This is a genomic window from Pseudoduganella sp. R-43 (assembly GCF_049913255.1).
In the GTDB taxonomy this organism is placed as follows: Bacteria; Pseudomonadota; Gammaproteobacteria; order Burkholderiales; family Burkholderiaceae_D; genus Rugamonas.
This window is the reverse complement of record NZ_CP183988.1, coordinates 3,484,807-3,501,861: the sequence shown is the minus strand read 5'-3', so window position 1 is coordinate 3,501,861 and position 17,055 is coordinate 3,484,807. Positions and strand designations below refer to the sequence as shown.

The 17,055-nt window shown below is 60.0% G+C and carries 19 protein-coding genes and 1 tRNA gene; 4 read left to right on the top strand and 16 right to left on the bottom strand.

All coding sequences use genetic code 11. The annotated features are described in order from the left end of the window. Nucleotides 1-14 precede the first annotated feature (14 nt). From ACN9M3_RS16095 to ACN9M3_RS16080, 4 genes are all read right to left on the bottom strand, one after another. On the bottom strand, nucleotides 15-509 hold the full coding sequence (locus tag ACN9M3_RS16095; protein WP_426317926.1) for a tetratricopeptide repeat protein: 495 nt from the start codon (nucleotides 507-509) through the stop codon (nucleotides 15-17). 14 nt (nucleotides 510-523) lie between these two features. Further along, nucleotides 524-754, bottom strand: a complete 231-nt coding sequence (locus ACN9M3_RS16090; RefSeq protein ID WP_426161444.1) for a hypothetical protein — start codon at nucleotides 752-754, stop codon at nucleotides 524-526. Between the two features lie 121 nt (nucleotides 755-875). After that, nucleotides 876-1,130: a hypothetical protein gene (locus ACN9M3_RS16085; protein ID WP_426317925.1), complete on the bottom strand. Its 255-nt coding sequence runs from the start codon at nucleotides 1,128-1,130 to the stop codon at nucleotides 876-878. Next, nucleotides 1,127-2,278, bottom strand: a complete 1,152-nt coding sequence (locus ACN9M3_RS16080; RefSeq protein WP_426161442.1) for an FHA domain-containing protein — start codon at nucleotides 2,276-2,278, stop codon at nucleotides 1,127-1,129. Before ACN9M3_RS16080 ends, ACN9M3_RS16085 begins: the two co-directional genes overlap by 4 nt. Before the next feature lie 348 nt (nucleotides 2,279-2,626). Between ACN9M3_RS16080 and ACN9M3_RS16075 the strand changes: the two genes are divergently transcribed. Further along, entirely contained in the window at nucleotides 2,627-3,355 is a 729-nt protein-coding gene (locus ACN9M3_RS16075; protein ID WP_426317924.1) for a hypothetical protein, read from the top strand. Nucleotides 3,356-3,506: 151 nt separating this feature from the next. On the opposite strand, the gene ACN9M3_RS16070 is transcribed toward ACN9M3_RS16075, so the two are convergent. The 7 genes from ACN9M3_RS16070 to ACN9M3_RS16040 all read right to left on the bottom strand — a co-directional run bounded on the left by ACN9M3_RS16070 (nucleotide 3,507) and on the right by ACN9M3_RS16040 (nucleotide 9,512). Then, entirely contained in the window at nucleotides 3,507-4,601 is a 1,095-nt protein-coding gene (locus ACN9M3_RS16070; protein WP_426317923.1) for a S41 family peptidase, read from the bottom strand. A gap of 18 nt (nucleotides 4,602-4,619) precedes the next feature. Next, nucleotides 4,620-5,372: a LytR/AlgR family response regulator transcription factor gene (locus tag ACN9M3_RS16065; RefSeq protein ID WP_426317922.1), complete on the bottom strand. Its 753-nt coding sequence runs from the start codon at nucleotides 5,370-5,372 to the stop codon at nucleotides 4,620-4,622. Continuing rightward, entirely contained in the window at nucleotides 5,369-6,403 is a 1,035-nt protein-coding gene (locus ACN9M3_RS16060) for a sensor histidine kinase (RefSeq protein WP_426317921.1), read from the bottom strand. Before ACN9M3_RS16060 ends, ACN9M3_RS16065 begins: the two co-directional genes overlap by 4 nt. 1,062 nt (nucleotides 6,404-7,465) lie before the next feature. After that, nucleotides 7,466-7,540 (bottom strand) — tRNA-Val (locus ACN9M3_RS16055). 12 nt (nucleotides 7,541-7,552) lie between these two features. After that, nucleotides 7,553-8,254 (bottom strand): DNA polymerase III subunit epsilon, encoded by a 702-nt coding sequence (gene dnaQ / locus ACN9M3_RS16050; RefSeq protein ID WP_426161437.1) that lies wholly within the window; start codon nucleotides 8,252-8,254, stop codon nucleotides 7,553-7,555. Nucleotides 8,255-8,299: 45 nt separating this feature from the next. Then, entirely contained in the window at nucleotides 8,300-8,740 is a 441-nt protein-coding gene (gene rnhA / locus ACN9M3_RS16045) for a ribonuclease HI (RefSeq protein ID WP_426161436.1), read from the bottom strand. Next, the gene (locus tag ACN9M3_RS16040) at nucleotides 8,733-9,512 is read right to left on the bottom strand and encodes a class I SAM-dependent methyltransferase (RefSeq protein WP_426161435.1); all 780 of its coding nucleotides are present in this window, start codon (nucleotides 9,510-9,512) and stop codon (nucleotides 8,733-8,735) included. Before ACN9M3_RS16040 ends, rnhA begins: the two co-directional genes overlap by 8 nt. A gap of 20 nt (nucleotides 9,513-9,532) precedes the next feature. Here ACN9M3_RS16040 and gloB point away from each other — a divergent pair, with 20 nt between their 5' ends. Next, entirely contained in the window at nucleotides 9,533-10,318 is a 786-nt protein-coding gene (gene gloB / locus ACN9M3_RS16035) for a hydroxyacylglutathione hydrolase (RefSeq protein WP_426317920.1), read from the top strand. A 13-nt stretch (nucleotides 10,319-10,331) separates the two neighbouring features. Next, nucleotides 10,332-10,982 carry a 2-hydroxychromene-2-carboxylate isomerase gene (locus tag ACN9M3_RS16030; protein WP_426161433.1) on the top strand — a complete coding sequence of 217 codons (651 nt, stop codon included), beginning with the start codon at nucleotides 10,332-10,334 and terminating at the stop codon, nucleotides 10,980-10,982. A 159-nt stretch (nucleotides 10,983-11,141) separates the two neighbouring features. Here ACN9M3_RS16030 and aceB read toward each other — a convergent pair whose 3' ends face one another. Next, nucleotides 11,142-12,731, bottom strand: coding sequence for a malate synthase A (gene aceB, locus ACN9M3_RS16025; RefSeq protein ID WP_426317919.1), 1,590 nt, complete (start codon nucleotides 12,729-12,731; stop codon nucleotides 11,142-11,144). Nucleotides 12,732-12,855: 124 nt separating this feature from the next. Between aceB and ACN9M3_RS16020 the strand changes: the two genes are divergently transcribed. Then, entirely contained in the window at nucleotides 12,856-13,761 is a 906-nt protein-coding gene (locus tag ACN9M3_RS16020; protein ID WP_426317918.1) for a LysR family transcriptional regulator, read from the top strand. Nucleotides 13,762-13,872: 111 nt separating this feature from the next. Here the strand turns inward: ACN9M3_RS16020 and ACN9M3_RS16015 are convergent, their stop codons facing one another. The 4 genes from ACN9M3_RS16015 to ACN9M3_RS16000 all read right to left on the bottom strand — a co-directional run bounded on the left by ACN9M3_RS16015 (nucleotide 13,873) and on the right by ACN9M3_RS16000 (nucleotide 17,012). After that, the gene (locus tag ACN9M3_RS16015) at nucleotides 13,873-14,076 is read right to left on the bottom strand and encodes a cold-shock protein (RefSeq protein ID WP_130314543.1); all 204 of its coding nucleotides are present in this window, start codon (nucleotides 14,074-14,076) and stop codon (nucleotides 13,873-13,875) included. Between the two features lie 200 nt (nucleotides 14,077-14,276). Continuing rightward, the gene (locus ACN9M3_RS16010; RefSeq protein ID WP_426317917.1) at nucleotides 14,277-14,630 is read right to left on the bottom strand and encodes an Hpt domain-containing protein; all 354 of its coding nucleotides are present in this window, start codon (nucleotides 14,628-14,630) and stop codon (nucleotides 14,277-14,279) included. A 3-nt stretch (nucleotides 14,631-14,633) separates the two neighbouring features. Then, the gene (upp, locus tag ACN9M3_RS16005; RefSeq protein ID WP_426161429.1) at nucleotides 14,634-15,284 is read right to left on the bottom strand and encodes a uracil phosphoribosyltransferase; all 651 of its coding nucleotides are present in this window, start codon (nucleotides 15,282-15,284) and stop codon (nucleotides 14,634-14,636) included. A gap of 45 nt (nucleotides 15,285-15,329) precedes the next feature. After that, a complete protein-coding gene (locus ACN9M3_RS16000) occupies nucleotides 15,330-17,012 on the bottom strand; it encodes an isovaleryl-CoA dehydrogenase (protein WP_426317916.1) in 1,683 nt (560 codons plus the stop codon). Nucleotides 17,013-17,055: the final 43 nt, after the last annotated feature.

The window sequence follows — 17,055 nt, the reverse complement described above, 5'->3', positions numbered from 1 at the left end:
TTTCTCCTTGGTCACTAGGGCCGTATGTTGTGATGACGGAAAAATGCCAGGGACCCCGTATCGGTCCTGCGCGCCGCGCCCTCTTCTTTCAGCTTGCGCGCCTGGTCCAGCCAGCATTCGACAATATTCACGGCGCCCGGCTCCTGCCTGCTGGCAAGCACGGCCTCAAACAGTTCCAGTGCGCCATCCTGTTTGGCTTCCACGAGGAAGGCGCCAAGCATCGCTTTCACCATCTCGCTGGCGGGAAAAACCCCGGCAGCATGCTTCAATCCATTGATGGCGTCCTGCAGGCGGCCGCTCCGCGCATGCACCACCGCGAGGGAGACCGCAGGCGCCGAACTATCGGGTTTTGCCAGGGCCATGCCCAGGAAAATCTGCTCGGCCTTCTCGTGAAACCCATACTCGCTTGCCAGGAACCCGATCTCGGCAATGCGCTGTAGAACACATGGAGAAAAGATATTCAATTTTTCCAAATCAGACATTCCAATCTCCATGTACTCATATCGCATCAGCGCGCCAGCGCTTACGAAATATTGTGAGCAGCGCCTTTGGTGCCTTCGCCGAACGCCTTGATCGTTTCGGAGACTGCGCTCTGCGCCGTGCTGGCGACCTGCATCGAGAGCGCGACCTTTTGCATGCCAGTTGCGAATCCGGCAGGATCCTTCTTCGCATCCGGCAGATTCGCCAGACCGTCGAACGCAGCTTGCAACAGACCGCCTGCACCTGAAATTGCACCATCAAATCCGTTTGACATTTTTATCTCCGTGAAAGGTTAAGAAACATCGCATCAGCTGCTCTCCCAGCATCACCCCGCATCCTGCTACCTCCGCCTCCAGCTGGGCTGAGGCGGTGCAATCCTGCATGGTCCCGTTTCGCTATCGGGCATTCAAATGCATGCTGTCCCAGATGTTCTGCAAGACCTCGACCGAAACAGCGGCACTCTCGACCAGTGCCCTGGTTGCCGCATATTCGCGCTGCTCAAGGGGGTGCCGCAAACGCTCGGCCCCGGTTGCGGCGGCCTGCTCCATCAGGCGCCGGTATTCGGCGCACACGGCGCCGCTTCTATCGGCCAGCAGGCGCGTGGCAAACTCGCTTGGTGGCAGCACATCGTCTTGGGGAAGAGTATTCATTGCAGTGCCGCCAGCGGGAAAATGTAGTGCCGGTCGCCTTTTTGAAACTCGACCTGGTCCAATTCAATCTTGACGATCCGGATACCGTTGAACTCATCGCCTTCCGCGAATTTCTCCCCATATGCGCCAATCAGCCATTTGTTCTTTTTCAAAATCAGAATCGATGAAAAGCGTTTCGACATCCGCAGCGGAGCAACCGTCGGCTCCATCGCCACCACGGCCGACGCGGCAGGCGGGGCAGCTTCCGCAACCTCCCGGCCGGGCGGCGCAATAGGCTCACCTTTTTTCACCTGCACGTTCAAGGCCTTCAAGCCCGGCACCTGCTGCGCCAGCGATGTCAGTTTGGACGCAGCCTCGGGGGTATCTACTTCGTTGGCACAGCTGACGATGCCGGCGCCGGCATCCTTGGCGAGGCAGCTGATGCCTTCCAGCCGGGCCAGGCGCGCTACCGCGGCCACGATCTCTTCGGTGGCGTGGATGTCGCTGCGCGCCTGGTATTCGGAATCGTGCAGCGACATGGCAAGCAGGTCGCGCTGGTAAATGGTATTGACGTAGCCCGACACCGACAGGTGGTGATCACTGTCGACTTCCAGCTGCAATTGACTGCCCACCGGCGCTACCGACTTGAGCCATTGCTGCGCCTCGCGCGTACGGGCCTCCGTCATTTCCGTCCGGTCCGGTGACATCATGGCGTAGGCCAGGCTCAGGCTGGCGGCGAATCCGATGACGACCAGGATCGCGCTGCTCAGTAAACGACCTGGACTGCGCATGCTTCCACCCGGCGCAAAACTCGCCCACGGCGAGCCCGCTTTGGCCAGGCCCTTTTCCCACTCTTCATCTGCCGGCCGCACCGCGAACGATGCGTTGCCGATTTCAATGGTCTGGTAATCAAAAACCCTGGCTGTCGCGCCCGCCTCCAGCGTGCTGGTACCGATACGCACGGAATCTTCCAGCGCGGTGCAGCGCACGATGCGGTCATCGATCGACAGCAGGCAATGCCTTGGAGCTACATTCTCATCCAGCAAGACGGCCGTGCAAGATGGGTCCGAACCAATCACGCAGGGAAAACCCGGGTCGAGGGAGAACTCCGCCCCTTCCTGCAAGCCCTGCACTATGCGGACTGTTTTGCTTTTGAGTGTTTCCGCCATGATGTGCACCACCTAATCGGAATGTGCTGCCACGAACAAAACGCAACGAGGGAACGACAGGCCAACCGACTGTTCAGATTTGTCAATGTTGGCAAGCGCGAAGCAAAATATACCGGGGACGATTGGGGCCGCACATCACCAAAGCATGTGATTCTTTGGTGATTTTTTGGTGATTTTTTGGACAACATAATTGACTAAGTTGTCATGAGACATCTCCAAAAGCATAGAGTTGATTTCATATTGGAATACAATGGATTCCAGAATCAGCTGAGCTCGGATATGCGCACAGCCCGCGTTTTGACCTTCTTGGCAATATTGCTGGCATTCGGTTATGCCAGGTGCGCCTGCATGCCTATAAAGTTGGGCTATGTGAACCTGCACCGCCCGCCCTACTTTCTGGGTGCCGGCAGTGTCGAAGCACCCAACCCTGGGGCAACGGTGCAGCTGGTTCGCGACATCGCTGCATCGGCCGGTTGCACGGTGGTTTCGGTCCGGTTGCCTCCGTTACGCCTGCGTCAAGCGTTGAGCAACGCTGTTATCGACGCCATGCTGATGGATGCCAGCGACAGCGATCTCATTCGCTACGCGCTGCCCCAATCCCACGAAGGCGAGCTCGACGCCAAGCGCGCAATCCCGATGTACACCGTCGTCTTTGTACGTGCCGGCGACGGGATTCCTTCGGACACTGATCCGAACTCATACTTTATTAACCACCGGCTGGGCATGAATAATGGCGCAACGCTCGCGGAGCAGTTGAGAAAACAGGGAGCGAAGGTCGATGATGGCGCACAGGACGGCGCACGCAATCTGGAAAAGCTGGTACGCGGAAGAATTGACGGCTATGCAGCCACGATGGTCTCTCCTACGCAGATGGATGCCTTCATCGGAGCGACATTTGGCAAACAGTTGGTGCGTTTAGGGACGCCGCTCCGCGTTCACCATTTCTGGCTCGCATTCAACAGGCGCTACTACGAGGATAATCGCTCGGAGGTGGAGGCAATGTGGGCTTGGATCGGCGTACATGGCCACAAACGGTTTGTGGACCTGGTCGAGCAGTACCAGCGGTTGCCACGATGATCGCGCCGATGGGCCGTTGAGGACTTTTTCCGGACTGGGAAAGACTAAGGGCCTACGAACTTCGTAAGCCCTTGTTTTGATCGCAGAATTCTAGTGGGAAGTACAAGTTTCGAACTTGCGACCCCTGCAGTGTGAACCAATAATGCGAAGATTAACGCTCCCCCTTGAGGGTGTAGACTGGCTTCTCAGTTTCTCCCTTCTCCACCATGGTGAGAAGGCGTTGCAGTTCCGTGCGCTCGTCGCCCTCCTTGGCGGATGACACCAAGTTGCGCAGGATGGCGACATGCGCCGCCTGCAGCGCCTGCGCTGCGGGCACGGCTACGTCCGGTTTCACGCCGACATGCTCCCAGTTGGTTTTAGTGACGAAATTGATCACGCGCGCCGTCGGGATCGAGACCGCGATGTCGTGTCCCAAACTGAACCAGCTAACGGGATTGGAAGCGCCGATGGTGGTTTCGCCGACCAGGGTGCCACGCTTCAGCGCTTGGAAGTTATAGGCGCAGTCCTCCGCTGCGGAACCTGTCCGAGCGGAGATCAGCACATATACGGGCTTGTCGTAACGCTGTACGATCGACGGCACGGTCCAGATCTGCCGCGTCGTGTCGGTCTGGCGATCATAGATATCGGTCAGGTGGTGCACGTCGCCCGCCGGTAGGAAATGACTCATCAGGTAAGCCACGCCGGCCGGTGAGCCGCCCCCGTTGCGGCGCAGGTCGAGGATCAGCGCATCCGTGCCCGCCAAGAGCGACATCGCCGCCGTGTGGGCCGGGCCGACGAATTCCACGCCGGCGAAGCGGCGCAGCTCGAGGTAGCCGACGTTGCCGGGGAGGCGTTCGATCTTCTCGATGTCATAGCCGCGCCGCGCGGCCGCGTTGCGCCATTCGTCAATCTGGGCGTGGCTCGGCGGCTCCTCGGGACCGCTGGATTCCGTGAAGCCCTCGTAACGCCCGGCGCTGAAATGCATGTCGCCGCTGAGTTCGCGCAAGTCCTGCTTTAGCGCCGCACTGAGCGTCGTTGCGCTGGTGGCGGCAGCATACCCGCCTTCGGCATTTTTCCTGATGATCGCACTGCCAACCTGTGCGGACCGCGTTGGATCAATGTAATTCGCATTGATTTTCGCCGCGAGCGTCTGCACGATAGCGGCGCGATCGGACGCGCTCAACGGGGTGTCCTTCGCCGCCAAGGCGGGCGACGAGCATAACGCGCCCAACAGGGCCATTGAACCAAGCTTCTTGCTACTTAACATGCATTCCTCCAGTTTGGACTACGAATCGGTGTTTGTTTTGAGCTGTTGCAACGCTTCCGTCAGCGCCGGCATATAGGAGCGGCTGGCTCGCAGCACCGTGCCGTCGCGCAGGCGCAGCATGGCGTCCCGGTTGGTTAGCGAACGCAGTTCGGCGATCGTGTCCAGCCGTACGATGGACGAGCGGTGCACGCGGTGGAACTGACGCGGATCGAGCTGCATGGCCAGATTCTGCAGGCGCTCCCGCACTAGCCAGCTCTTGCCCTTCGCATGCAAGGAGGCGTAGTCGCCGTCGGCCTCGATGCGCTCAACATCAGCCACCGGCACCAGCACCGTGCGCGATCCCACACGCACGCTGAAGCTGCGCATCGCCATGGCCACCGGTGCTGCGGCACGACTTTGGCAGCGATAGGGAAACGCCTGCTGCGCGCGCTCCAGGGCTTCGTCGAAGCGCTCGTCATCGACCGGCTTGAGCAAGTAATCGATGGCGGCCAGTTCAAACGCTTGCAGCGCGAAGCCTTCATAGGCGGTGAGCAGGATCGTCATCGGCCGCTGCGCCGGCGGCAGTGCGGCAAGCACGTCGAGTCCGCTCTTGCCCGGCATCTCGACGTCGACGAACGCCAAGTCGGGATTCAGTGTCACAATCCCTTGGTAAGCGCTGTCGCCGTCACCGAATTCACCCACCAGCTCGAACACCCCGCGCTGCGCCAGCCTGACCTTGACCGCCAGCCTGGCCAGCGGCTCGTCGTCGACGATCACCACTCTGATGTTCATGCCGGCACCTCGTTCGCGCGCAGCGGAATCGAAATGTGCACGTGGAAGCGACCGTCCGCACGCCAACCTGCATCGACTTCTTGCTCGGCGCCGTATAGGTGGCGCAGGCGTTCCCGAACGTTGGCCAGGCCGATGCCGCTCCCCTTGTGCGCCGCGGGCTGGCCGTCGTTCAGCACGCCGATCAGCAAGCGCGTGCCGATGCGCTCGACCAAAATATCGAGTTGGCCGGGCGTGGCGAGCGGTGCGATGCCGTGGCGGATCGCATTCTCAACCAGCGGCTGCAGCATGAGGTAAGGCACGACGCTGCCCAGCAGGTCTGGGCCAGTTTTCATCGTCAGGCGTAGGCGCTCGCCGAGGCGTGCTTTTTCAATGGCCAGGTAGGCGTCGAGCAGGGCCAGTTCATCGGCCAGCGCATGCTCATGACGGCCATCATGGGCCAGGGTGGCGCGCAGGAAGTCGGCCACGCACGCAAGCATGCGGTTAGCTTCTCGATTGGACTGGGCCGACACCAGCGCTGAGATCGCGTTAAGGGAGTTGAACAGGAAGTGCGGATTGACCTGTAGGCGCAGCGCGCGCAGTTCGGCATCGCGGGCGGCGCTTTGCGCCTGGGCCAGATGCAGGCGAACCTGTTGCAGCGACAGGTAATAGGCCGCCACCGCATGGACCGCACAGAACGCGACCAGTGCCAGCCAGCAGCTATCCAGGCCCCGTGCCAGATATTCCCATTGGTAGCCCGTCTCTCGTCCTATCGCGATACCAAAGCTCTGTCCTAGAAAGGCGTTCGTAATCGCCATGGCATAGGTGGCCGCCAGCAGTATCGATCCCATGCGCAGCCAGGACCAATCGCGACGCCACATGGCCCGCTGAAGCAGCGTCAGCGGAATAAGCCATAGCAGGCAGGCGACCAGGAACAGCGTACGAAAAGCTACGATATAGTGATCATTGACGGCAGGCAGTCCCAGAATGACCATGCAGGCCGATACCGGCAGTGCGGCCAGCACGGGAACGAGCAAAGGGGTTTCGATTTTCACGCGGAGTTTCTATAAATGCAATTCTGGAATTGTAGCGTTTCATTCACCCAACGAATAGAAAGCAATACACCCATGGAAGGTCCAGAAGTAGGGAAGCCTTGACCTTAAGTGATGCCTTGGCGGCGGTCGAGTCAATTGCGGCGACCCGTGCCTATATTGCGGTGAGTCGGTCGGAGATGGAGCGAGTGGACACTAGAGCCAATGCAGGCTTTGAGACCACTTGCGTCTGCCGCTGGCCGTTTGCGGCATGATCTGTGTTGTAGCTCATCTGAAAAAGTCTCTTAGATTGCCACTCTTCTAAGTCTGCGGGCTATCGAAATTAAATCTTGTCCGATGATTTCGGTTGTTACCAAAGATGCCACTGTAGTTGTAAATTTGCATCATTAATCAAGGCGCGTATCGCCGCGTCTGTGAAAATGTGTGAGAATTTGTCGACGCTGCCTAATTGTCTGCAGCGCTTCTCTGATCGTCGGCCTTGCCCCGCCGGCCCACGAAAGAAATCACCATGCAGGTCTCCAATATTGCCGCTGACGCCGCGGCCCAAGCTGCTATCGTCAACCGTTTCGCGGGCTCCCTTCGAGCTTGGACGTTCCTTGTTCATCAAGGTTATGACTGTCACGAAATCTTCGAGTTCCTGGTTGATATAGAGGGTCCGGAGCGCGCCCAATCTTCACCGGCATGCATTCCTGTTAGCTGACGTCGGTTCCGAGGCCGGGTGCACCACCTGAAATCGTGGAAGCAGTACTTCATGTTTCGCGCTGCGGGCGCGTCGTCGCTTGTGATGTTTGGGCCACTGATGCAAAAGCGGGCCGCCGAATAGAGCACTCAATTCGCTTGGCCTGCATGTGCCGAGATAAGTCGCGACACTCCGACTGGTATTCGCACCGGCGGCAACATTTGGGGCGAATGTCCCTACTTCTTGATACAGCGGGAAGGTGTCCGCCGACACCCTTTTTCCGAGCCGCAAAAAGCGGCGGGAATCATTTTTCCACATTTTTTCCACACCAAACAAAAAAGGCCTGCGAAGTGATTTCGCAAGCCCTTGATTTGTTTGAGTATTTCTGGTGGGAAGTGCAAGTTTCGAACTTGCGACCCCTGCAGTGTGAATGCAGTGCTCTACCCCTGAGCTAACCTCCCGAAGTGGCGCTATTATAGACTAGGGTTGCGCCAAACACAAGTTCCCTTGACCGCTTTGTCCAAGCCATCCAGCAACGCAATGTGCTCGGCTTCTTCCGTTTCACTTGCGCGCAACACGATCACGTCGGCCAGTGCGATTTCAGCCATGGCGATGCCGCTGCCGGATTCCTCGATTACGATATCCATGCCCAGGCTGTTCTGGCCACGGGTCATCGCCAGATAGACATCGGCCAGCAATTCCGCGTCCAGCAGCGCGCCGTGCAGTTTGCGGTGGGCGTTGGATATGCCGAAGTGTTCGCACAGCGCATCCAGCGAGTTGCGTTTACCTGGACGCATTTCCTTTGCCTGCACCAGGGTGTCGATCACTCCGCTGATGTGGGAGTCAAAAGTTGGCAGCTTGAGCAGGTTGAACTCGTGGTTCAGGAAGCCAAGGTCGAACGGCGCGTTATGGATGATCACTTCCGCGCCCTGGATATACTCTCGCAGTTCCTCCACCACTTCATGGAAACGTGGTTTATCGCGCAGGAATTCGGTGGTCAGGCCGTGCACCGCCAATGCGCCCTCTTCCGAATCACGCTCTGGATTGATGTAGCGGTGGAAGTTATTCCCGGTCAGTTTGCGCTCGAACAGCTCAACGCAGCCAATTTCAATGATTCGGTTACCCTGTTTCGGGTTAATGCCGGTGGTTTCGGTATCGAGGACGATTTGACGCATAAATTCACGAATGTGTTCGTAGCAAGCGGCGAAGTATAACAGGCCTTATTTGCGGCGGACCGATTCCACGCCCAGGTTGGCCAACTGGTCGGCGCGTTCGTTGCCCGGATGGCCGTTGTGGCCGCGCACCCAGCGCCAATCGACCGTGTGCACGGCTTGCGCGGCGTCGAGCGCCTGCCACAGGTCGGCGTTCTTGACCGGCTCCTTGGTCGACGTTTTCCAGCCGCGCGCCTTCCAGCCGTGGATCCATTCGCTAATGCCTTTCTGGACGTACTGGCTGTCGGTGTGCAGGACCACTTCGCACGGGCGCTTCAGGGCCTTCAGCGATTCGATGACCGCGGTCAGTTCCATGCGATTGTTGGTGGTATTCAGCTCGCCGCCGAACAGTTCCTTCTTGGCGTCGCCTGCGATCATCAGCGCGCCCCAGCCACCGGTGCCGGGATTGCCCTTGCATGCACCGTCGGTATAAATCTCTACTTTATCCATCGAGTCTTTCTTTGTGTTTGTTGGTGGCCGGGACAGGTACACCCGCCTTGGCCGTTTTCTGTTTCCAGGCCGGGCCGATCAGGCGCATGCCTTTCACGCGCTTGATCGCCTGCACCATATAGACCGCGCCAAAATACGGCCAGTAATTGGGACCGGCGCGGTCCATGAAGTTGTAGCGTTGCAGCCAGCGTTCGGTGCGGCAGGCTGGCGCATAGCAGCCCAGGTGCGTGTGGCTGACGCCCATATTCAGCAATTTTAGCCAGTCTTTGATGCGCGGCATGGAGATGAACTCACCGGCCTTGGGCAGGTAGTGCGATCCGGTCAGGCGGCCGCTTAGCTGGCGCAGCCCCCACAGGCTGGCCGGGTTGAAGCCGCAGACGATGACCTGGCCTTCCGGGATCAGCACACGCTCGACTTCGCGCAGCACCTGGTGCGGCTCGGCGGAGAATTCCAGCACGTGCGGCAGCACCACCAGGTCCATGCTGTTGGTGGCGAATGGCAGTTCAACACTGTCCAGGGTCACCGCTACCGCGCGGCTGCTGCCGGATTGGCGCGGATGCAGCCGGATGTCGGCCAGCCACTGGTGCGGCATGCGGTTGGCCGCCAAGGCGTCAAGTTGCGGCATGCCGATCTGCACCGCGTTGAAACCGAAGATATCCGCCACCATCTTGTCCAGGCATGCCTGCTCCCAGGCGCGCACGTATGCACCCGGCGGTGTTTCCAGCCATTTGTCGAACGCTATAATGGATTCGTCGGATGTTGCGCTATCCATGCATTCCCTTTACTGAGCCCATGAGCAAACCTGTTTCTGTCCTGACCGTCCCTGCTTTCAGGGATAACTACCTGTGGCTGGTCCACGATGGCCGCAACGCTGCAGCAGTCGATCCCGGCGACGCCGCGCCCATCCTGGCCGCCCTGCAGGAGCACGGGCTGACACTTACCGCCATTCTACTCACCCATCACCATGCTGACCATATTGGGGGCGTTCCGGGGCTTCTGGCCCGCTTCCAGGTGCCGGTTTTCGGCCCACGCCATGATGGTATCGCAGCCGTGACCGTGCCGCTGGGCGAAGGCGACCGGTTTCAGGTTCCGGGGCTGGACCTGTCGTTGCGGGTACTGGATGTGCCGGGCCATACCCTCGGCCATATCGCCTATGTCCGCGATGGTGCCGAGCCATGGGTATTCTGTGGCGATACCTTGTTCGCCGGCGGTTGCGGGCGCTTGTTTGAAGGCACGCCGGACCAGATGGCCGAATCGCTTGGCAAGCTGGCGGCACTGCCGGAGGCCACCAAGGTGTTCTGCGCCCATGAATACACGCTGTCCAACCTGCGTTTCGCCAGCGCGGTGGAGCCGGGGAATACGGCGCTACGCGCCCGGGTAGCGGCCGATTCCGCGACGCGCGAGCGTGGGCTGCCGACCGTGCCGAGCACTATCGCACTGGAACGTGCCACCAACCCTTTCCTGCGTTATCGTGAGCCCGAAATCGCTGCCCAGTTGCACGAGGCCGGCAAATTGCGTGGCGGCGAGCCACCGGTTGCCGTCTTTGCGGCGCTGCGGGAGTGGAAGAACAACTTCTGACCTGAGGAGATTTATGCAAACCGTCCGCATGTACGTTGATCCCATCAGCCCTTTCGTCTGGCTGGCCACCAAGCAGATTGCCCGCATTGAGGCGGCGGGGGTGCAGGTTGAAATCGTGCCTGTCTTGTTCGCCGCGATGCTGAACAAGCATGGCTTGGTGGGCCCGGCCGAGGTCCCGGCGAAACGTGTACTGACGTTCCGCGATGTGATGCGGCAGGCGTCGGCGCAGGGCCTGGAGTTCGTGGGGCCGCCAGGCCATCCGTTCAATCCCTTGCCGATGCTGCGAATGGCGACCGCTATCGAGGGACGTGCGGAGCGGATCGCATTCGTCACCGCAGTGATGGCGGCAACCTGGGAACAGGGGCAGGATGCGCAGGATTTCGGCGTCCTCGCACGGGTGGCGCGCGATTGCGGGCTCGATGGCGAGGCGCTGGTTGCCGCGGCGGGGACGCCAGAGGTGAAGGCGGAACTGGCGCGGGCGACCGAGCAGGCCATTAACGATGGCATCTTTGGCGTGCCGAGTTTTGTCTATGAGGGAGAGTTGTTCTGGGGGGCGGATCGGATCGACAGCCTGTTGCGCAGGATCGCGGGCCATCGTATCGATGAGGGGCGCTTGCAGGAGTTTCTCGACAGGCCGTCGTTGGCTTCGCGGCAAAACCGGTAAACCAGGGTCTGACCCACAGGGTCAGACCCTGAATGACTTCCCGGCCAACCAATTGGTTCAAGGATCTTGATTTTTGGAGAAGGTCAAAGGCCTGGAACCAAACCCGTGGAGGCTGCGCTGACGGGGTCAGACCCTTGGGTCTGACCCTGGTTTACCGGTTTAGATTTCCTCGTACAGCGGCAGCGTCAGGAATTCCTCAAACGCTTCCGAAGTCGACATCTTCTCGAAAATCTGGGCAGCGCGATCGTAGGCTGGAGTGGAACCGTCCGGAGCGGCGGCTTTCACCTTCGGCAGTTCTTCCGGAATCATCGCACGAACCATATCGGCAGTCACTTTGCGGCCGTCTTCCAGCACGCCCTTCGACGAACGAATCCACTGCCACACCTGCGAGCGCGAGATTTCTGCGGTCGCCGCATCTTCCATCAGGTTATGGATCGGCACGCAGCCGTTGCCATTCAGCCAGCTACCCAGGTAGTGAATGCCGACGTTGATATTGTAGCGCAGGCCAGCTTCAGTAATAGGTGCTTCAGGCTTGAAGTCGAGCAGCTCCGCTGCGGTCACTTCCACGTCCGGACGATGTTTGGAAATCTGGTTCGGCGCATCGCCCAGCACCTTCTTGAACTCGCCCATGGCCAGCTCCACCAGGCCAGGGTGAGCCACCCAGCCGCCGTCGTAACCGTCGGTCGCATCGCGCGCCTTGTCGTTGCGCACGCCGCCCATGGCCACTTCATTCTTCTCCGGATCGTTTTTGATCGGGATCAGCGCTGCCATGCCGCCAATTGCAGGGGCATTGCGCTTGTGGCAGGTCTTCAGCAGCAGCAGCGCATAGGCGCGCATGAACGGCGAAGTCATGGTGACCTTGGCGCGGTCGGCCAGGCAGAAGTCCTTATCCAGCTTGAACTTCTTAATGCAGCTGAAGATGTAGTCCCAACGGCCGGCGTTCAGGCCCGAGCTGTGCTCGCGCAGTTCGTACAGGATTTCGTCCATCTCGAACGCGGCCAGGATGGTTTCGATCAGCACGGTGGCCTTGATGGTGCCTTGTGGCAGGCCCAGTTCATTCTGGGTCATGACGAAGATGTCATTCCACAGGCGGGCTTCCAGGTGCGACTCCATCTTCGGCAGGTAGAAGTATGGGCCGGCGCCGCGTGCCAGTTGCTCTTTCGCGTTGTGGATCATGAACAGTGCGAAGTCGAAGATGCCGCCCGAGACACGCTTGCCATCGACGGTCACGTGCTTTTCGTCCAGGTGCCAGCCGCGTGGACGCACCACCAGGGTGGCAGTCTTTTCATTCAGCTTGTAGGACTTGCCGTTCTGTTCCAGCGAGATGGTCTTGCGGACCGCATCCTGCATATTGATCTGGCCGGAGATCTGGTTGTCCCAGTTCGGGGTATTGGAATCTTCGAAATCGGTCATGTAGGAGTCCGCACCGGAATTCAGCGCGTTGATGACCATTTTGCGGTCGACCGGGCCGGTGATCTCCACGCGGCGGCATTCCAGGGCTTTAGGAATCGGTGCGATCTTCCAGTCGCCGTTGCGGATATGGGCGGTTTCGGCCAGGAAGTCCGGGCGCTCGCCTGCATCCAGGCGCTTGGCGCGCTCGACGCGCTTGGCCAGCAGTTCCTGGCGGCGCGGCTCAAATTCGCGGCTCAGCTTGGCCACCAGGGCCAGCGCTTCCGGGGTCAGCACGCGCTCGAAACCTGGCTTGATTTCTCCTGTGATTTGCATACCTGCTGGCAGAGTGATGCTCATGGTCTTTCTCCGTTAATGATGATTAGTGTTGTGATTCGATGTTTTCCAGTATATTGACTAAAAACATAGAGAAACAAGACTAAAAAGCACTTCATCTGTGCGTTTTAGTCATAAATGAGGTCTTATGGGTCAGTTCAGGCAAATCTCCACCTTTGTAGAAGTGGTCAACCGCGGCAGCCTGTCGGCGGCGGCCCGCGCGGAAGGCATTGCGCCCGCCGTTATCGGACGCCGCCTCGACGCGCTGGAGCAACGGCTCGGCGTCAAACTGCTCCAGCGTACCACGCGCAAGCTGGCGCTGACGGACGAAGGTGCAGCCTTCCTTGAGGATTGCCAACGCATCCTGGTGGATCTGGAAAGCGCGGAAGCCGCGGTGGCAGAACGTAGCGCGCGCGCCACGGGACACCTCCTTATCTCCGCGCCAGCCGGCTTTGGACGGCTGCATGTGGCCCCCCTGGTCCCCTCCTTTTTAGCGGAGCACCGTGACGTGGCGGTGACATTGAACCTGAACGACCGCGTCGTGGATTTGATTGGCGAAGGGGTGGACGTGGCGATCCGCATTGCCTCGATGTCCGACTCCAACCTGGTGAGCGTGAAGCTGGCCGATAATCATCGCGTGGTGGTTGGCACGCCCGCCTACCTCAAGCGCCACGGCGTGCCGAAAACACTGGACGACCTCGCCAGGCACAACTGCATGACGATCAGCAGCGAAGGCAGCCAGCGCGGCTGGACTTTCCGCGAAGGCGATAAAAACGTGACGCTGAAAATTGCGGGGAATATGAGCTGCAACGACGGCGCGGTCTTGCACGATTGGGTGTTGGCCGGCAAAGGCCTGGCCTGGCGCTCAATGTGGGAAGTGGGCGCAGATATTGAAGCAGGACGTTTAAAGCCTGTGCTCAACGAATTTTCGGCGCCAGGGAATGATATTTACGCCGTATTTGCACAACGGCGCCACCTGCCATTTCGCATCCGCGCCTTCGTCGATTTCCTGCGCCACGCCTACGCCCAGCCCGGCTACTGGCGCAAAGGCTGAACTCGTGTCACACCATGGGGTCTGACCCCATGGTGTGACACGGGCTGATGTGTAGGGGCGAAAAAAAATCCTCCGATTTGGAGGATTTTTTATCGTTTTGATCCGTCTCGATTACAGAGGCTGGATGTTCGACGCCTGCTTGCCTTTTGGGCCGGAGGTCACGTCGAAGGACACGCGTTGGTTTTCCTGCAGCGACTTGAAGCCGGTGCTTTGGATAGCCGAGAAGTGAGCAAACAGATCTTCGCCGCCTTCATCAGGGGTAATGAAGCCAAAACCCTTTGCGTCGTTGAACCATTTTACGATACCAGTTGCCATTACAATTCCTATTACAGTTAAATGAGCTTTACGCCCGTGATACCGTTTGAACCCAGTCACCTGAATCTAAACGATCCGCCATTATACCGAAATACCTGTTAAAAACACGCCGCGACGAAAATTAATTCACGTCGTGCCAACAGGTCCCGAACATGTATGGCTAACTATAGACAAGATTTATCAATCTTGTTTGATAAATATCAATCGTGCGCGGCAATTTTCCCCGCGCCAAAATCGTTGTCGGCCCGTTGCAACAATGCGTGAACGGCAGCATCGATGCCGTGCCACGGTGCGCCGGCTTCCATGACGCCTCGGACCATCTGTTCGATGCGGCGCGCTTCGTTGCCGAGCGCGGCCAGGCCAAACGATCCGGCCGAGCCGGCCACGCTGTGCAGCGCGTGATGCAATTGCTCGATGTGGGAGGGGATCAGGTTGCCCTGGCATAGCACCAGGGCGTCGCGGATTGCCGCCATGCGTTCGGGAACGCTGGCGGCGTATTTGTCGCGCAAGGCTTGCAGCCGGTCCTGGAAGGCGGGATCGACCGGCTCAGCCATGGCTTATTTGGTGCCGAAAATGCGGTCGCCCGCGTCGCCCAGGCCTGGAATGATGTAGGCGTGGTCGTTGAGGTGGGAATCGAGCGAAGCGCAGAAGATCTTCACGTTCGGGTGCGACTTCTGGAACACCTCGATGCCTTCCGGTGCCGCCACCAGGGCGAGGAAGATGATCTGGTCGTCGGGAACGCCGCGCTTTTTCAGCACGTCCACCGCGTGCACGGCCGAATTGCCGGTCGCCACCATCGGGTCGCACAGGATGAAGGTGCGGTCGACCAGGTCCGGCAGGCGCACCAGGTATTCCACCGGCTGGTGGGTTTCAGGGTCGCGGAACACGCCGATATGGCCGACGCGTGCCGATGGCACCAGATTCAGCAGGCCGTCGCTCATGCCCACGCCGGCGCGCAGGATCGGCACCACGGCCAGCTTTCGTCCGGCGATCACAGGCGCTTGGATGGTTTGCAGCGGGGTTTCGATTTCGCGCGTGGTCAGCGGCAGGTCACGGGTGATCTCGTAGCCCATCAGCAGCGTGATTTCTTTCAGCAGCTCGCGGAAGGTGCGCGTCGACGTTGCCTTGTCGCGCATATGGCTCAGCTTGTGCTGGATCAGCGGATGGTCGGTAATGAACAGGTTGGGAAAGCGCGGATCTTGTTTCATGTCAAATAGGAATAAATTCGTTCAATTGCGCGCATTATCCCAGCCTCAGGCGTTTTCCACCAGCGCCCGCTGTAGAATGGCTTCACAGTTAGTTCCCACCGGCAACCGGCCGTAAGCGCCGCCCGGCTCGCGTGCCAGGCGGCTGGCAACGAAGGCGGAACTGACAAAGGCCGGTGCGTGGCGCAGCAGCAGCCCGGCCTGCACGGCGAGAACGATGCGCTCGGCCAGCTGGCGCGCGCCGAACTCGTCCTCTCGGGCTTTGGGCAGGTCGGCCAGCAACTGGCTGGTGTAGCGCACGTACTCGGGATCGGCGTGGCTGCCCTCGCCCAGTTCGGCGGCCAGCACCTCCAGGGCCTGGCCGGACCTGGACAGTGCCCGCAGCAGGTCCAGGCACATCACGTTGCCGGAGCCTTCCCAGATCGAATTCACCGGCAGTTCGCGGTACAGGCGGGCGAGCGAGCTCTCCTCCACATAGCCACTGCCCCCAAGTACTTCCATCGCCTCGGCACCAAAACCGGGCCCGCGCTTGCAGATCCAGTATTTGCCGGCTGGCGTCAGCAGCCGCGCAAGCAGCGCTTCCGCAGGATTGTCCATGCGGTCGAAACAGCGCGCCAGACGCATCGCGAAAACAGTGGCGGCTTCCGATTCCAGCGCCAGGTCGGCCAGCACGTTCTGCATCAGTGGCTGTTCCGCCAGCGGCTTGCCGAATGCACTGCGGCGCCGCGCATGGTGCAGCACCTGGGTCAACGCCGCGCGCATGATGCCGGCCGTGCCGAGCACGCAGTCAAGCCGCGTGTGATTGCCCATTTCCAGGATGGTCGGCACGCCGCGGCCCAGCGGGCCAAGCAGCCAGCCGTAGGCGCCGGTAAATTCGACTTCGGACGAGGCATTCGACTTGTTGCCAAGCTTGTCCTTCAAGCGCTGCACGCGCACCTGGTTGCGAACTCCATTTGGCAGGAAACGCGGAACGAGGAAGCAGCTCAGGCCCGCATCGCCGGCCTGGGCCAGCACCAGATGGGCGTCGCATTGCGGCGCGGAGAAGAACCATTTGTGGCCGGTCAGTCGATAGACCGCTTCACTGTCGTCGCCGAACAGCGCACGCACTTCTTCGGCAGCCACGCCTTCGGCTTGCGTCGTGTTGGCGCGCAGGTCGGAACCGCCCTGCTTTTCCGTCATGCCCATGCCAATCAGCGCGCCGCGTTTTTCGTCAATCGGCAACGGGCTGGGATCGTATACGCGCGACAGGATCTTCGGCAGCCAGCGCGCGGCAAGGCCCGGGCTCTGGCGCAAAGCCGGCACGCTGGAGTAGGTCATCGTGATCGGGCATTGCGCGCCGTTTTCGACTTGCCCAAACAGGATGTAGCGGGCCGCACGCGCCACTTGCGCGCCGTGGTGCGGATGCTTGCCTTCCCATGGCGAAGCGTGGGCGCCGGCTGCGATCATCAGCTCCATCAGCTTGTGCCAGGCGGGATGGAATTCGACTTCATCAACCCGGTGCCCGGAACGGTCGAAGTTTTTCAATACGGGGGGATGTTCGTTGGCCTGCCGCGCCAGCTCCTGCATTTCCGCGGAGCCCAGTTCGGCGCCCAGTTCCATCAGCGAAGCAGTGGCGAAAGCGCCGCCTTCGCGCTCCAGCGCTTCGCGCAAGGCGGTGTCGCATGTGAACAGGTTGACGTTCACAAACGGGCTTACCTGGTTGAAAACCTCGTGCGTGTCGAAACGGTTCATTTCGCCCTCCTCGGCCTCCTGTGTAACGCGAGGCTAGCGCAAA

Excerpts from the sequence above, each read along its gene's own strand:
- ACN9M3_RS16095 (WP_426317926.1), bottom strand. The coding sequence starts at position 509 with ATGCGATATGAGTACATGGAGATTGGAATGTCTGATTTGGAAAAATTG.
- ACN9M3_RS16090 (WP_426161444.1), bottom strand. The coding sequence starts at position 754 with ATGTCAAACGGATTTGATGGTGCAATTTCAGGTGCAGGCGGTCTGTTG.
- ACN9M3_RS16085 (WP_426317925.1), bottom strand. The coding sequence starts at position 1,130 with ATGAATACTCTTCCCCAAGACGATGTGCTGCCACCAAGCGAGTTTGCC.
- ACN9M3_RS16080 (WP_426161442.1), bottom strand. The coding sequence starts at position 2,278 with ATGGCGGAAACACTCAAAAGCAAAACAGTCCGCATAGTGCAGGGCTTG.
- ACN9M3_RS16075 (WP_426317924.1), top strand. The coding sequence starts at position 2,627 with ATGCCTATAAAGTTGGGCTATGTGAACCTGCACCGCCCGCCCTACTTT.
- ACN9M3_RS16070 (WP_426317923.1), bottom strand. The coding sequence starts at position 4,601 with ATGTTAAGTAGCAAGAAGCTTGGTTCAATGGCCCTGTTGGGCGCGTTA.
- ACN9M3_RS16065 (WP_426317922.1), bottom strand. The coding sequence starts at position 5,372 with ATGAACATCAGAGTGGTGATCGTCGACGACGAGCCGCTGGCCAGGCTG.
- dnaQ (WP_426161437.1), bottom strand. The coding sequence starts at position 8,254 with ATGCGTCAAATCGTCCTCGATACCGAAACCACCGGCATTAACCCGAAA.
- rnhA (WP_426161436.1), bottom strand. The coding sequence starts at position 8,740 with ATGGATAAAGTAGAGATTTATACCGACGGTGCATGCAAGGGCAATCCC.
- ACN9M3_RS16040 (WP_426161435.1), bottom strand. The coding sequence starts at position 9,512 with ATGGATAGCGCAACATCCGACGAATCCATTATAGCGTTCGACAAATGG.
- gloB (WP_426317920.1), top strand. The coding sequence starts at position 9,533 with ATGAGCAAACCTGTTTCTGTCCTGACCGTCCCTGCTTTCAGGGATAAC.
- ACN9M3_RS16030 (WP_426161433.1), top strand. The coding sequence starts at position 10,332 with ATGCAAACCGTCCGCATGTACGTTGATCCCATCAGCCCTTTCGTCTGG.
- aceB (WP_426317919.1), bottom strand. The coding sequence starts at position 12,731 with ATGAGCATCACTCTGCCAGCAGGTATGCAAATCACAGGAGAAATCAAG.
- ACN9M3_RS16020 (WP_426317918.1), top strand. The coding sequence starts at position 12,856 with ATGGGTCAGTTCAGGCAAATCTCCACCTTTGTAGAAGTGGTCAACCGC.
- ACN9M3_RS16015 (WP_130314543.1), bottom strand. The coding sequence starts at position 14,076 with ATGGCAACTGGTATCGTAAAATGGTTCAACGACGCAAAGGGTTTTGGC.
- ACN9M3_RS16010 (WP_426317917.1), bottom strand. The coding sequence starts at position 14,630 with ATGGCTGAGCCGGTCGATCCCGCCTTCCAGGACCGGCTGCAAGCCTTG.
- upp (WP_426161429.1), bottom strand. The coding sequence starts at position 15,284 with ATGAAACAAGATCCGCGCTTTCCCAACCTGTTCATTACCGACCATCCG.
- ACN9M3_RS16000 (WP_426317916.1), bottom strand. The coding sequence starts at position 17,012 with ATGAACCGTTTCGACACGCACGAGGTTTTCAACCAGGTAAGCCCGTTT.